25 protein-coding genes and 4 pseudogenes are annotated in these 23,304 nt (G+C 66.8%); 16 read left to right on the top strand and 13 right to left on the bottom strand.

What is annotated here, in order from left to right; translation table 11 throughout:
* A partial coding sequence (locus tag MKK69_RS08385; protein ID WP_243967320.1) for a flagellar biosynthetic protein FliO occupies window positions 1–1,102 on the bottom strand: 1,102 nt, incomplete at its 3' end.
* Window positions 1,103–1,483: 381 nt separating this feature from the next.
* On the opposite strand from MKK69_RS08385, the gene MKK69_RS08380 reads away from it, so the two are divergent.
* The 16 genes and pseudogenes from MKK69_RS08380 to recA all read left to right on the top strand — a co-directional run bounded on the left by MKK69_RS08380 (window position 1,484) and on the right by recA (window position 17,556).
* Window positions 1,484–1,921 carry a hypothetical protein gene (locus MKK69_RS08380; protein ID WP_243967319.1) on the top strand — a complete coding sequence of 146 codons (438 nt, stop codon included), beginning with the start codon at window positions 1,484–1,486 and terminating at the stop codon, window positions 1,919–1,921.
* Between the two features lie 69 nt (window positions 1,922–1,990).
* Complete coding sequence (gene flgB / locus MKK69_RS08375) at window positions 1,991–2,395, top strand: flagellar basal body rod protein FlgB (protein ID WP_243967318.1); 405 nt, start codon at window positions 1,991–1,993, stop codon at window positions 2,393–2,395.
* A gap of 47 nt (window positions 2,396–2,442) precedes the next feature.
* Window positions 2,443–2,850 (top strand): flagellar basal body rod protein FlgC, encoded by a 408-nt coding sequence (flgC, locus tag MKK69_RS08370; RefSeq protein ID WP_243967316.1) that lies wholly within the window; start codon window positions 2,443–2,445, stop codon window positions 2,848–2,850.
* Between the two features lie 19 nt (window positions 2,851–2,869).
* Complete coding sequence (fliE, locus tag MKK69_RS08365; RefSeq protein WP_243967315.1) at window positions 2,870–3,184, top strand: flagellar hook-basal body complex protein FliE; 315 nt, start codon at window positions 2,870–2,872, stop codon at window positions 3,182–3,184.
* A gap of 154 nt (window positions 3,185–3,338) precedes the next feature.
* The gene (fliQ, locus tag MKK69_RS08360; RefSeq protein WP_243967314.1) at window positions 3,339–3,605 is read left to right on the top strand and encodes a flagellar biosynthesis protein FliQ; all 267 of its coding nucleotides are present in this window, start codon (window positions 3,339–3,341) and stop codon (window positions 3,603–3,605) included.
* A 51-nt stretch (window positions 3,606–3,656) separates the two neighbouring features.
* Complete coding sequence (fliR, locus tag MKK69_RS08355) at window positions 3,657–4,418, top strand: flagellar biosynthetic protein FliR (protein WP_243967313.1); 762 nt, start codon at window positions 3,657–3,659, stop codon at window positions 4,416–4,418.
* Window positions 4,419–4,430: 12 nt separating this feature from the next.
* A complete protein-coding gene (gene flhB / locus MKK69_RS08350; RefSeq protein ID WP_243967312.1) occupies window positions 4,431–5,498 on the top strand; it encodes a flagellar biosynthesis protein FlhB in 1,068 nt (355 codons plus the stop codon).
* Window positions 5,499–6,140: 642 nt separating this feature from the next.
* The gene (locus tag MKK69_RS08345) at window positions 6,141–6,764 is read left to right on the top strand and encodes a TetR/AcrR family transcriptional regulator (RefSeq protein WP_243967311.1); all 624 of its coding nucleotides are present in this window, start codon (window positions 6,141–6,143) and stop codon (window positions 6,762–6,764) included.
* 25 nt (window positions 6,765–6,789) lie between these two features.
* Window positions 6,790–7,980, top strand: coding sequence for an efflux RND transporter periplasmic adaptor subunit (locus MKK69_RS08340; RefSeq protein WP_243967310.1), 1,191 nt, complete (start codon window positions 6,790–6,792; stop codon window positions 7,978–7,980).
* 43 nt (window positions 7,981–8,023) lie between these two features.
* Complete coding sequence (locus MKK69_RS08335; RefSeq protein WP_243967309.1) at window positions 8,024–11,158, top strand: efflux RND transporter permease subunit; 3,135 nt, start codon at window positions 8,024–8,026, stop codon at window positions 11,156–11,158.
* Window positions 11,159–11,161: 3 nt separating this feature from the next.
* Window positions 11,162–12,574, top strand: a complete 1,413-nt coding sequence (locus MKK69_RS08330; protein ID WP_243967308.1) for an efflux transporter outer membrane subunit — start codon at window positions 11,162–11,164, stop codon at window positions 12,572–12,574.
* 11 nt (window positions 12,575–12,585) lie between these two features.
* Window positions 12,586–12,699 (top strand): annotated as a pseudogene (locus MKK69_RS08325) (IS481 family transposase); the annotation flags it as partial.
* A pseudogene (locus MKK69_RS08320) lies at window positions 12,699–12,911 on the top strand (recombinase family protein); the annotation flags it as partial. The pseudogenes MKK69_RS08325 and MKK69_RS08320, both read left to right, overlap by 1 nt.
* Before the next feature lie 43 nt (window positions 12,912–12,954).
* A pseudogene (locus MKK69_RS08315) lies at window positions 12,955–13,227 on the top strand (integrase core domain-containing protein); the annotation flags it as partial.
* A gap of 279 nt (window positions 13,228–13,506) precedes the next feature.
* Window positions 13,507–16,266, top strand: coding sequence for a cell cycle histidine kinase CckA (gene cckA, locus MKK69_RS08310; protein WP_243967307.1), 2,760 nt, complete (start codon window positions 13,507–13,509; stop codon window positions 16,264–16,266).
* Between the two features lie 216 nt (window positions 16,267–16,482).
* On the top strand, window positions 16,483–17,556 hold the full coding sequence (gene recA / locus MKK69_RS08305; protein ID WP_409564788.1) for a recombinase RecA: 1,074 nt from the start codon (window positions 16,483–16,485) through the stop codon (window positions 17,554–17,556).
* A 284-nt stretch (window positions 17,557–17,840) separates the two neighbouring features.
* Here the strand turns inward: recA and rpsQ are convergent, their stop codons facing one another.
* The 12 genes and pseudogenes from rpsQ to tuf all read right to left on the bottom strand — a co-directional run.
* Window positions 17,841–18,104: a 30S ribosomal protein S17 gene (rpsQ, locus tag MKK69_RS08300; protein ID WP_243967304.1), complete on the bottom strand. Its 264-nt coding sequence runs from the start codon at window positions 18,102–18,104 to the stop codon at window positions 17,841–17,843.
* 21 nt (window positions 18,105–18,125) lie between these two features.
* Window positions 18,126–18,341: a 50S ribosomal protein L29 gene (gene rpmC / locus MKK69_RS08295; RefSeq protein WP_243905825.1), complete on the bottom strand. Its 216-nt coding sequence runs from the start codon at window positions 18,339–18,341 to the stop codon at window positions 18,126–18,128.
* 12 nt (window positions 18,342–18,353) lie between these two features.
* Entirely contained in the window at window positions 18,354–18,767 is a 414-nt protein-coding gene (rplP, locus tag MKK69_RS08290; protein ID WP_091719330.1) for a 50S ribosomal protein L16, read from the bottom strand.
* Between the two features lie 11 nt (window positions 18,768–18,778).
* The gene (rpsC, locus tag MKK69_RS08285) at window positions 18,779–19,525 is read right to left on the bottom strand and encodes a 30S ribosomal protein S3 (protein WP_243967303.1); all 747 of its coding nucleotides are present in this window, start codon (window positions 19,523–19,525) and stop codon (window positions 18,779–18,781) included.
* 10 nt (window positions 19,526–19,535) lie between these two features.
* Window positions 19,536–19,922: a 50S ribosomal protein L22 gene (gene rplV, locus MKK69_RS08280; protein WP_058194329.1), complete on the bottom strand. Its 387-nt coding sequence runs from the start codon at window positions 19,920–19,922 to the stop codon at window positions 19,536–19,538.
* Window position 19,923: 1 nt separating this feature from the next.
* Window positions 19,924–20,202, bottom strand: a complete 279-nt coding sequence (gene rpsS / locus MKK69_RS08275; protein WP_012319190.1) for a 30S ribosomal protein S19 — start codon at window positions 20,200–20,202, stop codon at window positions 19,924–19,926.
* Between the two features lie 5 nt (window positions 20,203–20,207).
* Window positions 20,208–21,044 (bottom strand): 50S ribosomal protein L2, encoded by an 837-nt coding sequence (gene rplB, locus MKK69_RS08270; protein ID WP_243967302.1) that lies wholly within the window; start codon window positions 21,042–21,044, stop codon window positions 20,208–20,210.
* Window positions 21,045–21,069: 25 nt separating this feature from the next.
* Complete coding sequence (locus tag MKK69_RS08265) at window positions 21,070–21,366, bottom strand: 50S ribosomal protein L23 (protein WP_243950844.1); 297 nt, start codon at window positions 21,364–21,366, stop codon at window positions 21,070–21,072.
* The gene (rplD, locus tag MKK69_RS08260) at window positions 21,363–21,983 is read right to left on the bottom strand and encodes a 50S ribosomal protein L4 (protein WP_243967301.1); all 621 of its coding nucleotides are present in this window, start codon (window positions 21,981–21,983) and stop codon (window positions 21,363–21,365) included. Before rplD ends, MKK69_RS08265 begins: the two co-directional genes overlap by 4 nt.
* Window positions 21,983–22,720 carry a 50S ribosomal protein L3 gene (gene rplC, locus MKK69_RS08255; RefSeq protein WP_243967300.1) on the bottom strand — a complete coding sequence of 246 codons (738 nt, stop codon included), beginning with the start codon at window positions 22,718–22,720 and terminating at the stop codon, window positions 21,983–21,985. The genes rplD and rplC overlap by 1 nt, the downstream gene beginning before the upstream one ends.
* Before the next feature lie 50 nt (window positions 22,721–22,770).
* Window positions 22,771–23,079 (bottom strand): 30S ribosomal protein S10, encoded by a 309-nt coding sequence (rpsJ, locus tag MKK69_RS08250; RefSeq protein WP_043351245.1) that lies wholly within the window; start codon window positions 23,077–23,079, stop codon window positions 22,771–22,773.
* Between the two features lie 80 nt (window positions 23,080–23,159).
* Window positions 23,160–23,304, bottom strand: a pseudogene (gene tuf / locus MKK69_RS08245) (elongation factor Tu); the annotation flags it as partial.

Raw genomic sequence — 23,304 nt, 5'->3', positions numbered from 1 at the left:
GGGAGGCGGGAGCCGGGGGCTGGGGTTGCGGCTGGGCAGGCGGAGCAGCGGAGGGGAGGGCCGGCGGGGCGGGGGGGGGGACGGTCGGCCCCGGTTCGGCCGGCGGGACCGGCGGGGCGGACGCCATCGCGGCGGCCAGCGGATGGACAGGGTCCGGCGGGGCGGGAGGGGCCGGTTGCGGCGGGGCGAGGGGCGGCGGGGCGAGGGGCGACGGGGCAGCCGGCAGCGGGGCAGCCGGCGGCGCCGGGGTGACCGCGGAGGTGGGGCGCGACAGCGCCGCCTGGAGCTGGCGGGCCATATCGGAGAGGACCGCCGGATCGACGGTCCGGCGATCGGATGGAACGGCGAGGCTCGGGGCAGGCCGCGCCGTTGGCTCCGCGGCCGGCACGGCCTCGGGGGGGCGCTCGGGGACCGGGGCCGGCCGCGGATCGACGAGGGGCGGCGCGGTCCGGCTCAGGATCCGGCGCGGGGCGGCGGGCTCCCGGACCGGCGCGGCCGGCGGCGCGGCGACGGGCGGCGCGGGCGACAGGGGCGCGGAGACATCCTGGCCCGGCTCGTCGCCGCCGAGCAGCGCGGGATCCAGGGGCAGGGTCAGGGACGGGCCGGCCGCGGAGCGCGGCACGGGGGGCGGCACGATCACCGGCATCTCGAAGCCCGGATCGAACAGGGGCTCGGCGCGCCGCCCGGCCGTCTCGGGCAGCGCGCGCGGCGGCTCGGGGAGGCGTCCCCCCTGCACCAGCGGGTCCGGCAACGGCTCGTCCAGGGACTCCGTGCCCGCGTCCCCGCGCAGGGACGCCTCCGGCAGCGGGCGCTGGGCGCGCTGGATGTTGCGCTCGACCACGACGTCGTTGGGCCCGCCGACGAGGAGCAGATGCTCGACATTGTCCCGGCGCAGCAGGATCAGCTGACGGGCGCGGTCGAGCTCGTAGACGTCGACGATCCCGAGCCGCGGCTGGCGCCCCCGGCCGCCGCCGCGCCCGGGCAACGCCACGCTGCGACCGGTCAGGCGGCGTACCGTGAAGACGATGGCCGCGAGCGCCGTGAAGATGACGGCGAAGATCACGACATATTGCACGATGGGGGAGCCGTCAGAACCGAACACGGATTGCAGCCATCGCAAGGTTACGCACTCGCACGTTCCGGCCGCCGCAGGTCCGCGCCCGGCAAGGGCTTGTCCATACCACGCCAGGGGGGCTGCAGGGCAAACGACGTTAAGGGGTCGTTAACAGACCTTTTAAATCATCGCTATCAAGACAATACGTCGTGAAATGATGCTTTGGGCCGTCATCTCGCGGTCTCGGCGAAGCAGCATCGGCCGCGCGACGCCCGTCGCGGCGGCAAAGCGTTGCCGAAGCCGCGCGGGCTTCGGAACGGACGGGCGGCATGGCTCCCGGCCAGCGGAGGCCGGAGACATCCGCGATACATCGGGCGGGCAGACCCGGGGCGTTCGCCCGCCCCCGCGGGTAGCCGACAGCCTCCCGAGATGCACCGCACCCGCCCGGCCCCTCTCCTCATCCTCCTGGCCGCGAGCCTGCCGGCCGCGGCGGCACCGCAGCCTCCGAGCTGGACCACCTACGAGCGCGGCGCGCGGACCGACGGGGCTCCCGCCCGGTGCCTGGCCTACAGGCGCGGCGCCCAGAGGGCCGGCGATGCCCGGTGGTACGTCTTCCAGGTCTACAACGACTGCAACCGGCAGGTCCGGGCAGTCTGCGCGATCGCCTATGCGCCGAATTGCGACTACGGCCGGGATGTCGCGATCGCCGCGCGCCTGGACGCGCCGATCGCGCCCTACGGGGAGTCGAGCCCCTTCGGCCATTACGCGCCCGAAGCCGCCCCCGTGCCCGGCTGCTTCTTCGCCCGCTGCGACGAGGCCGATTCCGGTTCCGACCCCGTGGGAGAGGCGGGCTTAACGCGCCGTTAACCATGGGCACGGCAGATTTTGCCGAGCCCGCTCGTTCCGGCGCGGGGCGACGCCAGACCGGAGTCGACCATGGCCCTCACCGACCTGCCCGTGCTGGGCATGCTGCGCACCCGGATGCAATGGGCCCAGGCCCGCCAGGGCCTGATCGCCGAGAACGTGGCCAATGCCGACATGCCGGGCTTCAAGCCGCGCGACCTCGTGGAGCCGCGCTTCGACCGGGCCACGGGGGCCCTGGCCTCCGGCTCGACCAGCCTGGCGCTGACCAGCCCGGCCCATCTGGCCCCCGCCGGACAGGGGGGGGACAGCACCGAATCCAAGCGCGCCAAGGGCTTCGAGATCCGGCCGAGCGGCAACGGCGTCAACCTCGAGGACGAGATGATGAAGGCCGGCGACAACCAGTCGGACTATCAGCTCGCCGCCTCCCTCTACCAGCACAGCCTGACGACCCTGAAGATCGCCATCGGCAAGAGCTGAGCGTCCGCGACGTCGAGCGCCCGGGAGCGGCAGGAGGGGCCTGAACCATGGAATTCAGCAAGTCGATGGCGGTGGCGGCGGCCGGCCTCAAGGCCCAGTCGGGCCGGATGCGGATCATCGCCGAGAACATCGCCAACGCCGATTCCGCGCCGGCCTCGGCCGGGGCGGAGCCCTATCGGCGCAAGATCCCGAGCTTTACCAGCCATCTCGACGACGAGACCGGCGCGCGGCTCGTGGAGGCGGGCCGGGTCCGGCGCGACCCCTCCGCCTTCCGGACCAAGTTCGAGCCCGGCAACCCCGCGGCCAATGCCCGGGGCGAGGTGCAGATGCCCAACGTCAACGCGCTGATCGAGAACATGGACCTGCGCGAGGCCCAGCGCTCCTACGAGGCGAACCTCAACATGGTCACCGCCACGCGCAAGATGCTGTCCCAGACACTCGGGATCCTGAAGTGATCGGGGAGGACGCGTAGCGATGGCTTCGAGCAACTTCGCCGCGGGCGCCTACGCGGCCGTCCAGGGCCTCGCCGCGGGCCGGCCGGTTCCCAAGGTGCCGTCGGCCGCCGAGACCGGCACCGACTTCACGCAGTTCCTGGGGCAGACCCTGGACAGCGTCGGCGATGCCGGGCGCCGGGCCGACGCGCAGGCGGTCTCGGCCGCCGCCGGCAAGGCCAACGTCGTGGACGTGGTCACCGCCGTGGCCGAGAGCGAGACCGCCCTCCAGACCATGGTCGCCGTCCGCGACCGCATGATCTCCGCCTACGAGGAGATCATGCGGATGCAGATCTGATGGGGCTCCCAAAGAGCAAGCCCTTTGGCGGGGCATCGGGGCGGAGCCCGGATATGGTCGGGCATAGGCCGACAACAGGGCGCCACCCTGCACCCGCAAAGGGTCCCGGACCTTTTGAATCCATGACTTTTCTCCGTTCGGACCCGTCGTCACCATGACCGGACTCGCCATCCTCGACGTCGCCCGCGACGGCATCTTCGTGTTCCTGAAGATCGCCGGACCGCTGATGCTGGTCTCGCTCGCGGTGGGCCTCGCGGTCTCGCTGGTTCAGGCCCTGACCCAGATCCAGGAGCAGACCCTGATCTACGTGCCGAAGGTCGTGGCGGTGTTCGCCGCGCTGCTGCTGATGCTGCCCTTCATCGGCGACGCCATGGCCGGCTACATGACCCGCATCGCCGCCCGGATCGCGGCGGGCCAGTGAGGCCCGCTCCGGTCACGACAGGGGCCCAATCGGCGTGTCATAGGGGCGGCGATGAACCTGCTCCTGCCCGGGATCGCCTCGGCCTTCCTGATCACCTTCGCGCGCGTCGGCACGCTGATCATGCTGATGCCCGGGATCGGCGAGCAGATGGTGTCGCCGCGCCTGCGGCTGGCCTTCGCGCTGCTCACCACCCTGGTGCTGTTCCCGACCGTGCGCCCGCTGCTCGGCGGCACGGAGGGCCTCGCGGGACCCCGCCTGATCGGTCTCCTGTTCGGGGAGACGATCGTCGGGCTGGTCCTCGGCCTCTCGGTGCGGATGGTACTGGCGGCCCTTCAGACCGCCGGCATGATCATCTCGGCGCAGCTCGGCCTGTCATACGCCATGACGGTGGATCCGAGCCAGGGCGGCCAGCAGGTGGCGATCGGCAACTTCCTGTCGCTCCTCGGGATCACACTGATCTTCGCCACCGACCTGCACCACCTCGCCATCGAGGGCCTGGCCCACAGCTACGTGGTGCTGCCCCCCGACGGGGTTCCGGCCTTCTCGGACGCGCTGATGCTGGCGACCCGGGCGCTCGCCCGCGGCTTCACCCTGGCGATGCAGATCTCCGGGCCGTTCATCGCCTTCGGCATTTTGTTCAACCTCGGGCTCGGCGTGCTGTCGCGGCTGATGCCCCAGCTCCAGGTGTTCTTCCTGGCGGTGCCGGCCTCGGTGCTGGTGGGCACGGTGATCCTGATCGGCTGCCTCGGCGTCATGATGGGCGTCTTTCTGGACGACATGGGGCGGTATCTCGCCGAGTCGGTGGGGCGCTGAGGTAGACGCGGGATGGCCGAGGGCGCGGACGACGAGGACAAGACCGAGGCGCCGTCCCAGCGGCGGCTCGACCAGGCGATCGAGCGCGGCGACGTCGCGAGCAGCACGGAGATCAACACCTTCGCGATCCTGGGGGCCTTCACCCTCGCGCTGATGCTCGCAGCGCCGGGCATCGCCCGGACCCTGCTGCACGGGCTCAAGGCCTATCTGGCGAACGCCCATACCCTCCCGGACGACGCCGCCTCCATGCGGGCGGCGGCGGTGCAGGGCCTCTGGCTGTGGCTCCAGGCGGTGGCCGTGCCGGTGGGTCTCGCCGCCGCCGCGGGCCTCGCGGCCGGTCTCCTGCAGCACCCGCTGGTCTTCAGCCCCGAGACGCTGATGCCGAAATTCGAGCGTCTCTCGCCCATGGCCGGCGTGAAGCGCCTGCTCGGCGTCGAGGCGTGGTTCCAGTTCGGCAAGGGGCTGGCCAAGATCGGCGCCGTGGGCGTGGTCGGCGGCGTCCTCCTGTGGAACGACCGCGACCGGCTGGAGGCGTTCGCCCAGATCGACCCCGCCACGTCCCTGCCGGCGATCCTGTCCCTTAGCCTGCGGCTGCTCGTCGGCATGCTGTGCATGCACCTGGCGATCACGCTGGGCGACGCCCTCTACGCGCGGTTCCGCTGGCGCAAGCGCCACCGCATGTCGAAGGAGGAGCTGAAGCAGGAGATGAAGGAGTCGGACGGCAACCCGGAGGTCAAGGGGCGCCTGCGGCAGCTGCGGATGGCCCGGGTGAAGAAGCGGATGATGGCCGCGGTGCCCACCGCCACCGTGGTGGTGACCAACCCGACCCACTTCGCGGTGGCCCTGCGCTACGAGACCGGGATGGCGGCGCCGATCTGCGTCGCCAAGGGCATCGACAGCCTCGCCCTGCGAATCCGCGCGGTGGCGGCCGAGCACGGCGTCGCGGTGATCGAGAACCCGCCGCTCGCCCGCGCGCTGCACGCCACCGTGGAGATCGACCGCGAGATCCCGGCCGAGCACTACCGCGCGGTGGCCGAGGTGATCGGCTTCGTCCTGCGCCTGCGGAAACGGGCGGCCTAGGTAGTGCTGCATTCGCATGAGGGCACGCTTCGGAACGAGGCGTACTGTGCGTTGCACACCGCGCCCCGGCAGCCGCGTTCGTGGCAGGCGCCGTTAGCATACGCCCGGGATACGGGTCGGCGCCTGTGACACCCACCTCGCGGTCCTTACGGCACGCGATATCCAGGGCAACTCGGGATCAGAACCGATATTCACGCACATTGCGTCCGGTCCGCTCGCGTCCGGCAATCGTGCGGAGCCTGTCGCAAACCGAGAGGCAGGTCGCAGCAGAGGCACGGTTCGTCTTGTTGTTGGGTTTTGTTAACCACCTGAGGTCCGAAGCAGAACTCAAGTAGGCGGTTCTGCAACGGCGGACAGGATCATGGTCGGCCTCCGAAAACGGAGGCGCCATGCAGGCCAGATGGTCAACGCGGGGTAAACGCCACGCGTTTGCGACAGGCCCAGCACGCTTGCCTCGTTACAGAGGCTGCCGAAGGCCAGTTCGTATACCCTGATCCGTAGGAGGAATCTCGTCACGGGGCCTGCGCTGGGTGACGGCCCACTCCAAAGCGTCCAGGGCCAACTCCGAACGCACTCTATCCAAACCAGCACGCATCCTGTAGGGAGGTGACGAAATTCGTCACCTGACACTGAGGCGGACGCATGAGCCCCGTACAGTCGAGCTCTATCGCGGTCGGTATGCGCGAGCGCATTCTCGACTCAGCCGATGTACTGGCGCGTCGCTTCGGACCGGCAAAGATGACCATTGCCGACATCGCCCGTGACTTGGCCATGTCGCCGGCCAATGTTTACAAGCATTTCAGCAGCAAGAGTGAAATTCTCGAAGCTATCGGTATTCGAAAAACCGCCGTGGTCCTGAAAGAGATCGAGTTGGTCGTCGCGATGGACTCCTCCATTTGGGATCGAATTGAGAAAATCGTGATGCGACTCGATCACTTTCTCGATCGTCAATCCTTGGCACCTGACGCGGCGACTGACGCCGAGTTCATCGTCGGATTGATCGACGTCGAAGTGGCACGGTTTACGAACAAGTGGCGCTTCATCGAAGATTTTCGCGCATCCATTAAAGAAGCTTTCGTGCGTCTAATTAGGCAAGGCATGCAAGCCGGAGAGATATCAGCTGGTAATTGCGAGGAGACAGGGGCAGCGATTTTCGACTGCTTCACGCATGCTTTTGAGCCCCTCCTCATCGCGCAACGGGAGCGGTCTGAGCGGATCTTCGCGTATCAGCGTCAAATCCGTTTCCTAAGCCGCGTCTCCCGCTAAAAATTTTGCCACGAGGTGATGGGTGATGAAATTCGTTACTTGCGAAAATTTATATCCAGCCGCTGTAGTTCTGGTCGGCTGCGGCCTGCTGGCTGCCGGCTTGGCTGCCTGCCAGCCCAACGGAAATCCGCCTGGCGATCACGGCCAAGGCGGGCCTCCGAACGTATCGGTATTGACGGTTACGCCCCGGTCCGTTGCACGCACAATCACGATTCCGGGCCGCACGGCGGCCACTATGACGGCCGACGTGCGGCCCCAGGTCAGCGGTGTGATCCTGAAGCGCCTTTTTATCGAGGGCGCTGACGTCACCGAGGGGCAGCAACTCTATCAAATCGACCCGGCAACCTATCAAGCCGCGCTCGACAGCGCGCGGGGAACGCTTGCCCATAACGAGGCGAGCCTCACCACGGCGACTGTCAAGTCTGGCCGTTACAAGTCCCTCGTCGGCATGCGGGCGGTCAGCTCCCAGGATTACGATGACGCCGTCGCGAGCGCGAAAGAGGCGACTGCTGATATTCAAACGGCGCGTGCCAGTGTAGAGCAGGCACGGATCAACCTTGAATACACTAAGGTCCTGGCGCCGATTTCTGGACGCATCGGCCGGTCGACTGTCACGGCGGGCTCGCTTGCCGTGTCCAATCAGACCAGCGCGCTTGCAACCATCACCAAGCTCGATCCAATCTATGTCGACCTGAATCAATCGACGGTGACCCTGCTCCGGCTCCGCCGCGAACTAGCGTCTGGCGAGATCGCTCGCGACTCAGACGGGGGTGCCAAGGTAACCCTACTGCTTGAAGACGGCAGTCTCTATCCTCAAGCCGGCAAGCTTGCCTTCAGTGAAGTCACCGTCGACCAGGGGACCGGCACCGTGCTCGTCCGAGCGGTGTTCCCGAACCCCGATCACCTTCTTCTGCCCGGCATGTACGTGCGGGCAGAAATACAGGAAGGCGTCGACCACCAGGGCATCCTACTGCCGCAGACGGTGGTGTCGCGCAACGCTCACGGTGATCCCACAGTCCTCGTGCTCGGCGATGGCGATACCGCGCAGTTGCGGGCGATCCAGGCCGGGCCGGCTATCGGCACCGATTGGCTGATCACCGGCGGCCTCAAGGCCGGCGAAAAGGTCATCGCCGACAATCTGATGAAGGTGCGGCCGGGTGCCCGGGTGCAACCGGCCCCGTCCGCCAGTGCGCCGTTGGATCCGCTCCAGCCCTAATCGAGAGCGTCGCTCCGAGAATCTGATTAGTCGGAAGACATCAATGTCGCATTTTTTCATCGATCGACCGGTCTTCGCCTGGGTCATGGGCCTTGCCGTCATGCTGATCGGCGGACTATCGATTACCCGTTTGCCAATCGCCCAGTATCCGAGCATCGCAGCGCCACAGATCTCGATTTCGGTCACCTACCCTGGTGCCTCCGCCGAGACCGTGGCCGACACCGTCGTGCGGCCAATCCTCCAGCAGATGACTGGGCTCGACGGTCTGCAGTACATCGCCTCCTCGACGCAGGCGAACGGCTCTATGGAGATCGACTGCACCTTCGTGCAGGGGACAGATCCCAACATTGCTCAGGTACAGGTTCAGAACAAGCTTTCCCTAGCCCAGGCGAGCCTTCCCAGCGAGGTCACGCAGCAGGGGATCCGGGTCGCCAAGGCGACGCGCAACTTCATGCTCATCGTCGGGCTTCGATCCGTCGACGGCAGCATGTCCGGCTACGACATCAATGATTACATCGCCTCTAATCTTCAAGACGCTTTAACGCGAATTCCCGGTGTTGGCGATTTTACGCTTTTCGGCGCCGAGTACGCCATGCGGATATGGCTTGATCCCGACAAGCTCTTCAAGTACGCGCTCACGATCTCCGATGTCACCACGGCGCTGACCGCCCAGAACATCCAAGTCTCTGCGGGCGAACTGGGTGGCCTCCCCGCGCGGGCCGGTCAGCGCCTGAATGCCACGATCATCGGTCCGGCGCGCCTGACCACGGCTGAACAGTTCGGTGCCATTCTGCTGAAGGTCGCGCAGGGTGGGTCGGAGGTGCTCCTGCGAGACGTGGCGCGAATTGAAATCGGCGCGCAGAGTTACGCCACTACCTCGTCCTACAACGGCAAACCCGCGGGCGCGCTCGCCTTGAAACTCGCAGCGGGCGCCAACCAGCTCACTACGGAACGCGCTGCGAAGGCAGAACTTGATCGCCTATCCCGCTTCTTCCCACCAGGCTTAGAAGTCGTCTACCCCCTCGACACCGAGCCATTCATCACCCTGTCGATCGAGGAGGTGGTGAAGACGCTGCTTGAAGCAATCGCCCTCGTCTTTGTGGTGATGCTGGTCTTCCTTCAGAACCTTCGCGCCACGCTGATCCCGACAATCGCGGTGCCGGTCGTGCTTCTCGGCACCTTCGGTGTCCTGACAGCATTCGGCTACTCAATCAACACCTTGACCATGCTCGCCATGGTACTTGCCGTCGGCCTACTCGTTGACGATGCCATCGTCGTCGTCGAGAATGTCGAGCGCCTAATGCGGGAGCGTAATCTCTCGCCCCGTGACGCTACCCGCGCGTCGATGGACGAGATTTCCGGCGCCTTGATCGGCATCAGTCTGGTCCTGTCGGCCGTGTTCCTTCCCATGGCGTTCTTCGGTGGGTCTACGGGTGTGATCTACCGGCAGTTTTCTGTCACGATCATCGCGGCGATGCTTCTCTCAGTGGCCGTCGCCTTGGTTCTGACTCCGGCGCTGTGCGCGGCCTTACTGAAACCTCATGGCGAAACGACCACTGAAAGGGGACTGGGCGCAGCCTTCAACCGAGGTTTTGACGCGGTCAACGGACGCTACGCGCGCATGGTCGCTAAGCTCGTGCGCCGCCGCCGCCTCGCCTTAGTCGGCTTTGCTGCCCTTTCCGCGGCCGCGGCAGCGCTGTTCCTGAAACTGCCATCGGGCTTTTTACCGGATGAGGACCAGGCGATGTTGTTCGGACAGGTGGCGCTGCCACAGGGCGCGACTGCCGAACAAACCGCCGCCGTCAACGCTCGGGTGGTAGATTACCTGCTCAGCTCCGAGACGAAGAATGTTGATTCCGTGCTCTCTGTGGTGGGCTTCAACTTCTCCGGCCAGGCACAGAATGCCGGCTTCCTGGTGGTCAAGCTGAAGGACTGGTCCGTACGCACGGCACCAGCACAGGCTGCCGCCGCCGTGGCGGGCAGGCTGATGCAGCATTTCGGGTCGGCTCGGGAGGCGATGATCTTTGGTTTCCAGCCGCCTGCGGTAATGGAGCTCGGCAACGCGACAGGGTTCGACCTCCAGCTTGAGGACCGTGGGCAAGTCGGTCGCGCAGCCCTGATCGCGGCACGCAACCAGTTGTTAGGCGCGGCCGCCCGCACGCAAGGCCTCGTCGGTGTGCGACCTAATGGGCTAGAGGACGCGCCGCAATACCGGCTCGAGATCGACCACGCCAAGGCCAACGCCCTCGGTGTCGCGACTGCAGATCTAAACGCGACGATTCAGGGGGCCTTCGGATCGACCTACGTCAATCAGTTCAACCGCTCCGGCCGCGTGAAGCAGGTATACGTGCAGGGAAATGCGGACAGCCGGATGCTGCCCTCAGATCTCGCACGCTGGTATGTGCGCAACAGCTCCGGCGGGATGGTGCCTTTCGACGCCTTTCTATCGGCCAGCTGGACCACGGGCGCGCAGAAGGTCGAGGGTTATAACGGCCTGATTTCCAGCGAAATCCTCGGTATGCCAGCGCCGGGAGTCAGCAGCGGTACTGCGATGGCGGCAATCGAGGCCATCGCGGCGACGCTTCCCCCCGGCATCGGATATGAATGGACAGGGCTGTCTTACGAGCAAGTCCAATCCGGTTCGCAGACAGCTCCGCTCTATGCCATCTCTTTCGTGGCGGTACTGCTGTGCCTGGCCGCGATTTATGAGAGCTGGCCGGTGCCGCTGGCGGTGCTGCTGGTGGTGCCTCTTGGGGCGCTCGGAGCCATCCTTGCGACGTTGCTGCATGGCCTCGCCAACGACGTCTATTTTCAGGTCGGCTTGCTGACCACCGTGGGTCTGGCGGTCAAGAACGCGATCCTCATCGTCGAGTTCGCGAAGGCGTTCTTCGATTCCGGAACCGCACTGCCCGAAGCTGCTCTGAAAGCCGCACAGGAACGGCTGCGCCCGATCCTGATGACCTCGATCGCCTTCGTCTTCGGGACGCTCCCTCTGGCCTTCGCGACGGGCGCCGGCGCGGCGAGCCGCGTGGCAATCGGCACAGCTGTGGTCGGCGGAATGGTCACCGCAACCTTCCTGGTGATCCTCTTCGTGCCGGTCTTTTTCGTGAGCGTCCTCACCCTCTTCCGCGTCAAACCACGGCGCACGGCCCCGGCTCTCGCCCTTGAAGAGGTTTGAGACATGCGCGCCCTCGTCCCCCTCAGTTGCCTTGCTCTAGCCCTGGCCGGATGTAGCTTGGTCCCAGACTATCAGTCCCCGCTCCTGCCGGTCGCGGCAAACTATCCAGGACGGCTGGCAAAGACGGTCGAGGTGGTCTCGGAGCCGGGCACGCCTCTCGATTGGCGCGACTTCTTTCGCGATCCCACCACGCAGGACTTGATTGCCCTCGGCATTGCCAACAACCGGGATTTGAGGGTCGCCGCTCTCAACGTGCAATCGGCGTTGGCGTCCTACGCCGTAAGTCGCGCAAGCCTTTTTCCAAGTATCGACGCAAAGACATCCTACTTGCAGTCGACAACGCCGGGGGATATCTACGGCTCCACCAGTCCCCAGCGCATACGGGAATACAGCTTCGGTGCGAGCGCCGCCTCCTGGGAACTCGATTTCTTCGGGCGTATCCGCAGTCAGGCCGAACAGTCGCGCCAGACCTTCCTCGCGGATGTAGAGACACGCCGGAGCACCGAGCTGTCTTTGAGCGCGCAGATCGCCTCCGCTTATCTCACCTGGCTTGCCGACCGTGAAGCATTGAGCGTCGCCGAATCCACCGTGCGGGCTCAAACCGAGTCGGTGCGTCTGACCCGCGCGAAGGCCACAACCGGGACATCGACCGACCTCGAATTGGCCCAGGCGGATATCACTCTGCGCACTGCGCAATCGAGCGTCGCGCAATATACCCGCCAAGTCGGGCAGGATCTGGACCAGATTGTCTTGCTGGTTGGATGTTCTCTCCCGGAGGCCCTCGTGGGACGAATGTCGCACGCGCACGGGCTTGATGCCGGCGCGCGGTTTCCAATCCTGCGGCCCGGCCTGCCCGCCGATCTACTCACCCGCAGGCCGGATATCCGCGCGGCCGAGCACACCTTGATTGGCGCCAATGCCGATATCGGTGCTGCCCGGGCCGCGTTCTTCCCCCAAGTCACGCTGACGGCAAGCGGCGGGACGGCTAGCAGCGGGTTGAAGCGACTTTTTCGGCCCGGCCAGGGCTCATGGTCATTCGAGCCCAACGTGACGGTTCCGATCTTCGACGCTGGGACCAACCTTGCTAATCTCGATATCGCCGAGACGCAGAAACGGATTGAGCAGGCGAACTACGACAAAGCCATTCAATCTGCCTTCCACGACGTATCGGACGCTCTAATTGCACGTTCCAACTATGTGGCACAGGTGAATGCGCAGGAACGCTTGGTTGAATCCTCATCGCGCTACACCGACCTATCAAAAGCGCGCTTCCAGTCGGGAGCCGATACATATCTCAACGTTCTCGTCGCCCAAAGTTCTTTGTTCAACGCGCGACTGACGCTGATCAGCAATCGTCTCGCTGCAGCTCAAAATATCGTTACGCTTTATAAATCACTTGGCGGCGGGTGGAATTAATTATACTTTATCATTATTATGATAATAATGATTGTTTTAGAAATAAAATGTCTTTAATTGTCAATATCTATAACCATGCCAATAGGCTCAAGACCCTACGCGGCCATACACCTACCGAGTTCATATCGACGGGCTGTGGGTGAAGGACGTGCATTTCTGCTCGCTCACCGAGCAGTTCGACAGCACCACCGCCCACGGCCGCTTCGCCCTGCAGATGCACGGGGCCATGGCCGAGTACTTCCTCGACCTCAACCGCGAGCGCACCATGGAGGGCCTGAAGGCGGCGCTCGCCCGTGGGCGCAAGGGCGGCCGGCCGAGGAACCTCAAGGTGTTTGATCCCGCGGTGTGGTGATACGGTTGACCACCATGCTGCGCGGGATCGGCCGACCAAGCTGAACCATCCTTGGACCAACGGACAGGTCGAGCGAATGAACCGCACGATCAAGGATGCGACGGTCCAGCGCTACCACTACGACAGCCACGACCAGCTTCGAACGCATCTGCACCTGTTCGTCGATCCCTGCAATCGCGCTCGCACGCTCAAGACCCTGCGGGGCCAGACACCCACCGAGTTCATCCTGAACGCCTGGACGAAAGAGCCTAATCGCTTCAGGATCGACCCGTCACACCTCATCCCGGGACCATACACCTAGGGCATCGCCCCGGGAGGTGGCTGCCGGCTTCCGGAAAAAGACGATGCCCATCAATAATCTAGCGCATCGTGCCGGTTCCGGTGTCCGGCCTGATGCGCTAGCCTCCGGTCCAGGCGCGCGACGATCACGGCCGCGGACGCGGGGTACAGAAAGCCACGCTTCGTCCACCTTTTTTCGCGAGGCTGAACTGAAACTTGGCGCGACGCGCGTAGTGCCGCGCCGCCCTTGCCCTGATAGGGCCGGCGGGCCTAACGGGGGACTCGTTCTGGAATGAAGCCGATGGCCGACGTCACTGGACCTCCGGCGCCCGCCGCGGGCCCGCAGAATCCCGGGCTGCCGGTCCCCGGCACGCAGGGTCCGGGTTCGCCGGCGGCTGCGCCGCAGGCGACCGGATCCATCGACCGCTCGGAACAGCCGGGCCGGGTCGGTCTGCTGCTGGTGCTGGCGGGCCTGCTGGTCGGGGCCGCCATCGGCCTGTCGTTCGTGGCGAACGAGCAGGCGCAGTCGCTGATCGTCTGGCTGCTGGCCCTGTTGGCGATGGCGGGGGTGTTCTTCCTGTTCGCCCTGGCGATCGGGGCGCTCCAGCTCAGCGGCAGCGCCGCCCGAGACGACATCACCAAGGGCATCGTCGACGCCTCGCCCGACGGGGCGCTGGTCGTCGAGGATGGCGGCCGGCTGATCTACGCCAACGAGGCCTATCTGCGGATCGCCGGCGGCGACACCTTCTCGAACCTCGTGCCCATGGAGCGCATCCTGGTCGGGCCGCCGGAGGTCTCGGAGGCGGTCTACCGCCTGTCGCAGGCCTCCCGCGACGCTAGGGCCCACACCGAGGAGGTGCGAATGTCGCCCCCGCTCGGCCCGGTCGCCGGCGAGCGCAGCTTCGGATGGTACCGGGTCTCGGTCCGGCCGCTCGCGCGCCCGCGCCGGGCCGCCTCGCTCTGGACGGTGGCCGACATCACCGCCGAGCGCGAGCGGCAGGAGAACGTCTTCCAGGAACTCCAGCACGCGATCGACTACCTGGACCACGCCCCGGCGGGCTTCCTGTCGATCGATCCGGCCGGCGCCATCGTCTACATGAACGCCACCCTGGCGGCCTGGCTCGGCTACGATCTGGCGAGCGTCGGCCACGGCGGCCCCCACCTCACCGAGATCGCCCCGGAGGCGGATGTCCTCGTGCGCGCCGCCGGCCTGCCCGGGGAGGTCCGCACCGACCGCTTCGACCTCGACCTGCGCCGCCGCAACGGCCACACCCTGCCGGTGCGGCTCTACCACCGGATCGCCTTCGGCAAGGACGGCAAGCCCGGATCCTCCCGGACCTTCGTGATCAACCGCTCCGCCGGGGCCGAGACCGACGAGCCGCAGCGCGCCGCCGAGGTGCGCCTCGCCCGGTTCCTCAACAATTCGCCGATCGCCATCGCGACCCTCGACCGGACCGGGCGGATCGCCCGGGCCAACGCCTCGTTCACCCGGCTGTTCGGCACGGTCCCGCGCCAGGCCGAGGACGGCGCGCTCGACGGGGACGGCACGGCCCGGGCCGAGCCCAACGTCGCCGACTCGGTGACCGATCGCACCGCCCTGGAGGCCGGGCTCGCCCGCGCGGCGAGCGGCCGGACCGACCCCGAGCCGATCGAGGTCCAGCTCAACGGTCCGGGCGGCCGCTCGGCGCGGGTCTGGCTCAGCCCGGCCGACGGCGGCGACCCGGGGCAGAAGACCGACGAGGCCGAGCGGGTGATCCTGTACGCCCTCGACACCACGGCCCAGCGCCAGCTGGAGCAGCAGGTCGCCCAGGCCCAAAAGATGAACGCCGTGGGCCAGCTCGCGGGCGGCATCGCCCACGACTTCAACAACGTGCTGCAGGCGATCATCGGCTATTCGGACCTGCTGCTGGCGAGCCACCGGCCGACCGATCCGGCCTTCCAGGACATCATGCAGATCAAGCAGAACGCCAACCGGGCGGCGGGCCTCGTCCGCCAGCTCCTGGCGTTCTCCCGCCGCCAGACCCTGCGGCCGGAGGTGATGAATGTCGGGGAGGCGCTCTCGGAACTGACCCTGCTGCTCAAGCGCCTGCTCGGCGAGCGGGTCGCCCTGGAGTTGAAGCACGGCCGCGAGGTCTGGCCCGTGAAGGCCGACGTCAACCAGTTCGAGCAGGTGATCGTGAATCTCGCGGTCAACGCCCGGGATGCGATGCCGGAGGGCGGCAAGCTCGTGATCCGCACCGAGAACGTCACCGATCCGGGGCCGGCCTCGGCGGTCGAGGGGCGCGGCGGGGCACCGACGGGCGACCACGTGCTGATCGAGGTCCGCGACACCGGCCAGGGCATCCCCCCCGAGCTGATGGAGAAGATCTTCGAGCCGTTCTTCACCACCAAGGAGATCGGCAAGGGTACGGGGCTGGGGCTCTCGACGGTGTTCGGCATCGTCAAGCAATCCGGCGGCACCATCGACGTGCAATCGACGATGGGGGCGGGCACGGCCTTCCGCATCTACCTGCCGCGCCACGTCCCCGTGGCCGAGCCGGAGGAGGTGCCGCCGCCGGCCGCGGCCCTGCCGCGGACCGGACCGTTCACGGCGCCGGAGCAGGGCGGGCGCGGCGACGCCGGCGCGCCCGTCGGCGACCCGTCCGGCAAGCCGGACAGGCCCGCGCCGCGCAAGCCCGCCGCCGACCATACGGGGCAGGGGATCATCCTGCTCGTGGAGGACGAGGATCCGGTGCGGGCGGTCAACAGCCGGGCCCTCTCGGCCCGCGGCTACACGGTGCTGGAGGCGGCCTCGGGCCTGGAAGCCCTGGCGATCGTCCGCGAGGGCGCCCAGCCGATCGACCTCGTGGTCTCCGACGTGGTCATGCCCGAGATGGACGGCCCGACACTCCTGCGGGAGGTGCGTAAGCACCAGCCCGACCTGAAGGTGATCTTCGTCTCCGGCTATGCCGAGGACGCCTTCCGCAAGAACCTGCCGGAGGGCGAGACCTTCAACTTCCTGCCCAAGCCGTTCAGCCTGAAGCAGCTCGTCGAGACCGTGAAGAAGACCATGGCCGATTGAGGGGGAGGGCGCCGGGCCGGGGACGGCTCGGCGCGGTTCGCCGCTGTGGAGAACCAGCGCATCGCCGGCATCGCGGCGACATCGTCATCGTCGCGCCCTTGCAAAAATAGAACAAAACGGGCACAAAGACGCGGTGTTGCCGCGCGTTGTGAATGGCGCCCAACCCCTTCATAAGGAGCCCGCCAGATGGCCCAGCCCGCATTGAAAGTGGCCGACATGCCCCCCGTGGACAAGGATAAGGACAAGGACAAGTCCAAGGCGATCGACGCCGCCCTGTCCCAGATCGAGCGCGCCTTCGGCAAGGGCTCGATCATGCGGCTCGGAAAGAACGACAAGGTGCAGGAGGTCGAGACGATCTCCACCGGCTCGCTGGGGCTCGACATCGCGCTCGGCGTCGGCGGTCTTCCCCGCGGGCGGGTGGTCGAGATCTACGGCCCCGAATCGTCCGGCAAGACGACCCTGGCGCTCCACACCATCGCGGAAGCCCAGAAGAAGGGCGGCGTCTGCGCCTTCATCGACGCGGAGCACGCCCTCGACCCGGTCTATGCCCGCAAGCTCGGCGTCAATCTCGACGACCTGCTGATCTCCCAGCCCGACACCGGCGAGCAGGCCCTCGAGATCACCGACACGCTGGTGCGCTCCGGCGCCATCGACGTGCTGGTGGTCGATTCGGTGGCCGCGCTGACCCCGCGGGCCGAGATCGAGGGCGAGATGGGCGAGAGCCAGCCCGGCCTCCAGGCACGCCTGATGAGCCAGGCCCTGCGCAAGCTGACCGGTTCGATCTCCCGCTCGAACTGCATGGTGATCTTCATCAACCAGATCCGGATGAAGATCGGCGTGATGTACGGCAGCCCGGAGACCACCACGGGCGGCAACGCCCTGAAGTTCTACGCCTCGGTGCGCCTCGACATTCGCCGCATCTCGACCCTGAAGGACCGCGACGAGGCGATCGGCAACCAGGTCCGCGTCAAGGTGGTGAAGAACAAGGTCGCCCCGCCGTTCAAGCAGGTCGAGTTCGACATCATGTTCGGCGAGGGCGTGTCGAAGGTCGGCGAGCTCATCGACCTCGGCGTGAAGGCCGGGATCGTCGAGAAGTCCGGGGCCTGGTTCTCGTACAACAGCCAGCGCCTCGGCCAGGGCCGCGAGAACTCGAAGGGCTTCCTGCGCGACAACCCAAAGATCGCCGCCGAGATCGAGACTTCGATCCGGCAGAACTCAGGGCTCGTCGCCGAAAAGATCCTCGAGAACGCGGCGCCGACGCCGGACGAGCTCGACGAGGGCGAGGCTTAAGCCGCGCCGCCGCCAGTCCGAGAGGATCGCGGCAGAGTCAACGACGCGAACGCTAGGCCGGCCCCGGAGCCTCTCCGGGGCCGTTTGCGTCAGACGCGTCCCGGTCCGCGCGCGCGCCGGTCACCGTGCTGCGCTCGCGATGACGGAGCGCGCGACATCCAGACCGTCACCGACGGCGCAAACGCGAAAGCCCCGCGTCGCCGCGAGGCTTCCACCGATCGATTCCCGAGAGCCTTCGCGGGACCAGAATGCATCGGGCCACCCGCGACCCGACCCCGTCCGGATCAGGCGGCTTCGCCCGCCTCAGCCTGGGCGGCCTCGCCCTCGACCAGCTTCCAGGTCTTGGTCTTCGAGAACGGGCGGCACTCCTCGATGAACACCGTCTGCCCGACCTTGGCGACGTTCGCCTCGTCGTGGGCATGGTAGTTCTTGGAGCGGCGCACGGTCTTCTTCATCACCGGGTGCGTGAAGCGGCGCTCCACCTTCACCACGATGGTCTTCTCACCCTTGTCGCTGACGACGGTGCCCTGCAGGATGCGCTTCGGCATGGTTCTCTCCTAAAACCCGCCTCAGCCCTTGGCCTGCTGCAGCGTCTTCGAGCGCTGCAGAGTCCGGACACGGGCGATATCGCGGCGAACCTCACGGACGCGGGCGACGTTCTCGAGCTGGCCGGTGGCCCCCTGGAAGCGCAGGTTGAACTGCTCCTTCTTGAGGTTCAGCAACTCGTCGTTCAGCTGATCCGGCGACAACGCCTTGAGATCAGACACTCTCTGGGTCGACTTCACGATAGCCTCCGTTCAGTCGGCGATGCGTTGGACGACCCGCGTGCGGATCGGGAGCTTCGCGGCGCCAAGGCGAAGCGCCTCCTTGGCGATGGCCTCGGCGACGCCGTCGACCTCGAACATGATCCGGCCGGGATGCACCCGGGCGGCCCAATAGTCCGGGGCGCCCTTACCGGAGCCCATGCGGACCTCGGTCGGCTTCGAGGAGACCGGCACATCCGGGAACACCCGGATCCAGACGCGGCCCTGGCGCTTCATCTCGCGGGTAATCGCGCGGCGGGCCGCCTCGATCTGGCGGGCGGTGACGCGCTCGGGCTCCACCGCCTTCAGGCCGAACTGGCCGAAGTTCAGCTCGAAGCCGCCCTTGGCCGCACCGTGGATGCGGCCCTTGAACTGCTTGCGGAAGCGGGTCTTTTTCGGTTGCAGCATGGCTTCCTACCTTACGCGTGCTCGCGCTCGCGGCGTCCGCGCTCGCGGCCGCCCTCGCCATCGCGCTCACGGCGCCCGCCGGAGCGGCCGCCCTCTTCCTGGGCCTTCTTGTCCTGGGCCATCGGGTCGTGCTCGAGGATCTCGCCCTTGAACACCCACACCTTGATGCCGCAGGTCCCGTAAGTCGTGAACGCCGTGGCGGTCCCGTAATCCACGTCCGCGCGCAGGGTGTGCAGCGGGACGCGGCCCTCGCGGTACCATTCCTGACGGGCGATCTCGGCGCCGCCGAGACGGCCCGAGCAGTTGATCCGGATGCCCTCGGCGCCCAGACGCATCGCCGACTGGACGGCGCGCTTCATGGCCCGTCGGAAGGCGACGCGGCGCTCGAGCTGCTGGGCGATCGAGTCGGCCACCAGCGTGGCGTCGATCTCGGGCTTGCGCACCTCGACGATGTTGATGGTCACGTCGGCCTTGGTCATGGTGCCGACGAGCTTGCGCAGCTTTTCGATGTCCGCGCCCTTCTTGCCGATGACCACGCCCGGACGGCCCGAGTGGATGGTGACGCGGCACTTCCGGTGCGGTCGCTCGATGACGATCTTGGAGACCGCCGCCTGCTTGAGCTGCTTCATGAGGGCGGCGCGGATCGCGACGTCCTCATGCATGAGCTTCGCGTAGTCGCCCTTGGTGGCGAACCAGCGGGAATCCCAGGTCCGGTTGATACCGAGCCGGAGACCGATCGGATTGACTTTCTGGCCCATCAGATCCTCCTCAGGCCGCTTCGGCCTGGCGGACTTCGCGAACCACGATGGTGAGGTTCGAGAAGGGCTTCAGGATACGCGCGCCGCGGCCGCGGGCGCGGGCGTGAAAGCGCTTGAGAACCAGCGCCTTGCCCACGAAGGCCTGGGAGACGACGAGGTCGTCCACGTCCAGGTCGTGGTTGTTCTCGGCGTTCGCGATGGCGCTCTCGAGGCACTTCTTGACCTCGGTGGAGATCCGCTTGCGCGAGAACTGCAGGTCGGCCAACGCGGTGTCGACCTTCTTGCCGCGGATCATCTGCGCCACGAGGTTGAGCTTCTGCGGGCTGACGCGCAGCATGCGCGCGACCGCCTTGGCCTCGTTCTCGGGGAGCGCGCGGGGGGTGGCTTGCTTGCCCATCTCAGCGCCTCTTCGCCTTCTTGTCGGCCGCGTGGCCCGGGAAGGTGCGGGTCGGCGAGAACTCGCCGAACTTGTGCCCGACCATTTCCTCGGTGACGTAGACCGGGATGTGCTTCTGCCCGTTGTGCACACCGAAGGTGAGCCCGACGAACTGCGGGAGGATCGTGGAGCGGCGGCTCCAGATCTTGATGACCTCGGAGCGCGAGGAGCCCCGCGCCGCCTCGGCCTTCTTGAAGAGGTAGCCGTCGACGAACGGCCCCTTCCAGAGAGAGCGTGCCATAGCGATTACTTCTTGCGGTTGTGGCGGCTGGACAGGATGAACACGTCGGTCCGCTTGTTGGACCGGGTCTTCTTCCCCTTGGTGGGCACGCCCCAGGGCGTGACCGGGTTGCGGCCGCCCGAAGTGCGACCCTCGCCGCCGCCGTGCGGGTGATCCACCGGGTTCATGGCCACGCCGCGGTTATGCGGGCGCTTGCCGAGCCACCGGTTGCGCCCGGCCTTGCCGAGCGAGATGTTCATGTGGTCCGGGTTCGAGACCGCGCCGACGCTGGCGAAGCACTGACCGTGGACCAGGCGCTGCTCGCCGGAATTCAGGCGGAGCGTCACGTAGCCCTGGTCGCGGCCCACGATCTGCGCGTAGTTGCCGGCCGAGCGGGCGATCGCGCCGCCCTTGCCGATCTTCAGCTCGATGTTGTGGACGATGGTGCCCACCGGCATCGAGCCGACCGGACCGGCATTGCCCGGCTTGATGTCGACACCCTCGCCGGCCACGACCTTGTCGCCCGGCTGCAGCCGCTGCGGGGCCAGGATGTAGCTCTGCTTCCCATCGGGGAAGTTGATCAGCGCGATGAACGCCGTGCGGTTCGGATCGTACTCGATCCGCTCCACGGTCGCGACGACACCGAGCTGCTCGCGACGCTTGAAGTCGACGTTGCGCAGCACGCGCTTGTGGCCACCGCCGCGGAAGCGGACGGTAATCCGGCCCAGGTTGTTCCGGCCGCCGGAGGACGACTTGCCCTCCGTCAGCGCCTTCACCGGCTTGCCCTTGTAGAGCTCACGGCGGTCGACGAGCACGAGCTGGCGCAGGCTCGGCGTGACCGGTTTGAATGTCTTCAAGGCCATCGGCTTGGATCCCTAAAACCCGTCCTCAGAGCCCGGTCGTGACGTCGATCGTGTGGCCCTCGGCCAGGGTCACGATCGCCTTCTTCACGTCGGAGCGCTGTCCGCGGAGTCCGCGGAAAATCTTCTTCTTTCCCTTGGTGACAAGGGTGTTCACGGCCGTGACCTTCACGTCGAACAGCTTCTCCACGGCCTCCTTGATCTGAGGCTTGGTCGCCTTGGGAGCGACCCGGAAGACAACCTTGTTCTGCTCGGTCAGGTTCGTCGCCTTCTCGGTGATGACCGGGGAGACTATGATGTCGTAGTGGCGCGGATCGGCACTCATTTGAAACGCTCCTCCAGCGCGTCGACGGCGGCCCTGGTCAGGACGAGCGTGTCGCGGCGCAGGATGTCGTAGACGTTGATGCCCTGCACAGGCAGCACGTCGATCTGCGGGATGGCGCGGGCGGCCCGGCCGAAATTCACGTCGACCTCGGCACCGCCAATGATCAGCGCGTTCGAGAGGCCCATCTTGCCGAAGCGCTCGACGAGACCCTTGGTCTTGTGATCCTCGATCTTGATGTCGTCGACGACGATCAGGGTCGAGGCCTTAGCCTTGGCCGAGAGGGCGTGACGCAGAGCCAGAGCCCGGACCTTCTTGGGCAGGTCGTGGCTGTGGTCGCGAACGACCGGACCGAAGGCCCGGCCGCCGCCGCGGAACTGCGGCGCCGAGGCCGCGCCGTGGCGGGCGTTGCCGGTGCCCTTCTGCTTGTACAGCTTCTTGCGGGTCCGGTTCACAGCCGAGCGGTTCTTCACGGCATGGGTGCCGGCCCGGCGCTTGGCCAGCTGCCAGCGAACCATGCGCTGAAGGAGGTCGGCCCGCGGCTCAAGGCCGAAGATGTCCTCGTTCAGCTCGACCGAACCGGCGCCGGCGCCGTCGAGGGTGGTGATATCAAGCTTCATCAGGCGGTCTCCTCAGCCGCAGGGGCCTCGGGGGCAGTCTGGGCGGACTCGGGGGCAGCGCCGTTCTCACGGAATTTGCCCGGCAGCGGCACGTCGGCGGGGAGCTTGCGCTTCACCGCGTCGCGGATCTGGATCCAGCCGCCGGCGACGCCCGGCACCGCGCCCTCGACCAGGATCAGGCCGCGCTCGGGATCGGTGCGCACCACGCGCAGGTTCTGGGTCGTGACCCGCTCGACACCGAGGTGACCCGGCATCTTCTTGTTCTTGAAGGTCTTGCCCGGATCCTGACGGCCGCCGGTCGAACCGATCGACCGGTGCGAGATCGACACGCCGTGGGTGGCGCGCAAGCCGCCGAAGTTCCAGCGCTTAATGCCGCCCGCGAAGCCCTTACCGGTGGTGGTGCCGGTGACATCCACGAACTGGCCGGGGATGAAGTGGTCCGCGGTGATCTCCGCGCCGACCGGGATCAGCGCGTCCTTGGACACGCGGAACTCGGCGAGCTTCTTCTTCGGCTCGACCTTGGCGACCGCGAATCGGCCCCGCTCGGCGGCCGAGACGTTCTTGACCTTGGCCTTGCCGACGCCGACCTGCAGCGCGACGTAGCCGTTCTTCTCGACGGTGCGGTGGGCAACCACCTGGCATTGATCGATCTTGAGCACGGTGACGGGGACATGTTCCCCCGCGTCCGTAAAGACGCGGGTCATCCCGACCTTCTGTGCGATGACGCCTGAGCGCATAGGTCTCTCCCTCGCGCGATGAAACGGTAAGCTCTAAGTCCCGGCGGGACTCAGAGCTTGATCTCCACGTCCACGCCGGCGGCGAGGTCGAGCTTCATCAGCGCGTCCACGGTCTGCGGCGTCGGATCGACGATATCGAGCACACGCTTGTGCGTGCGCATCTCGAACTGCTCGCGCGACTTCTTGTCGATGTGCGGCGAGCGGTTGACGGTGAACTTCTCGATATGCGTCGGAAGCGGGATCGGGCCCCGGATGGTCGCGCCGGTGCGCCGGGCCGTGGAGACGATCTCCTTGGTCGACGCATCGAGGATGCGGTGATCGAACGCCTTCAGGCGGATGCGGATGTTCTGACCGTTCATGTTCCTGGAACCTTGAGAGGGACGGCGGGGAGTGCGGAGGCAAGCCCCCGCCGCGCCCTGCTAAGGATGCTTCTCTGCTATCAATCGTTGATGGCGGCGACGACGCCGGCGCCGACGGTGCGGCCGCCCTCGCGGATGGCGAAGCGCAGCTTCTCCTCCATGGCCACCGGCACGATCAGCACCACGTCCATGGTCACGTTGTCGCCCGGCATCACCATCTCGGTG

This window comes from Methylobacterium sp. J-026, from assembly GCF_022829585.1.
GTDB lineage: Bacteria > Pseudomonadota > Alphaproteobacteria > Rhizobiales > Beijerinckiaceae > Methylobacterium.
Note: the sequence above shows the minus strand (reverse complement) of the source record. Positions and strands in the feature narration are given on the sequence as shown.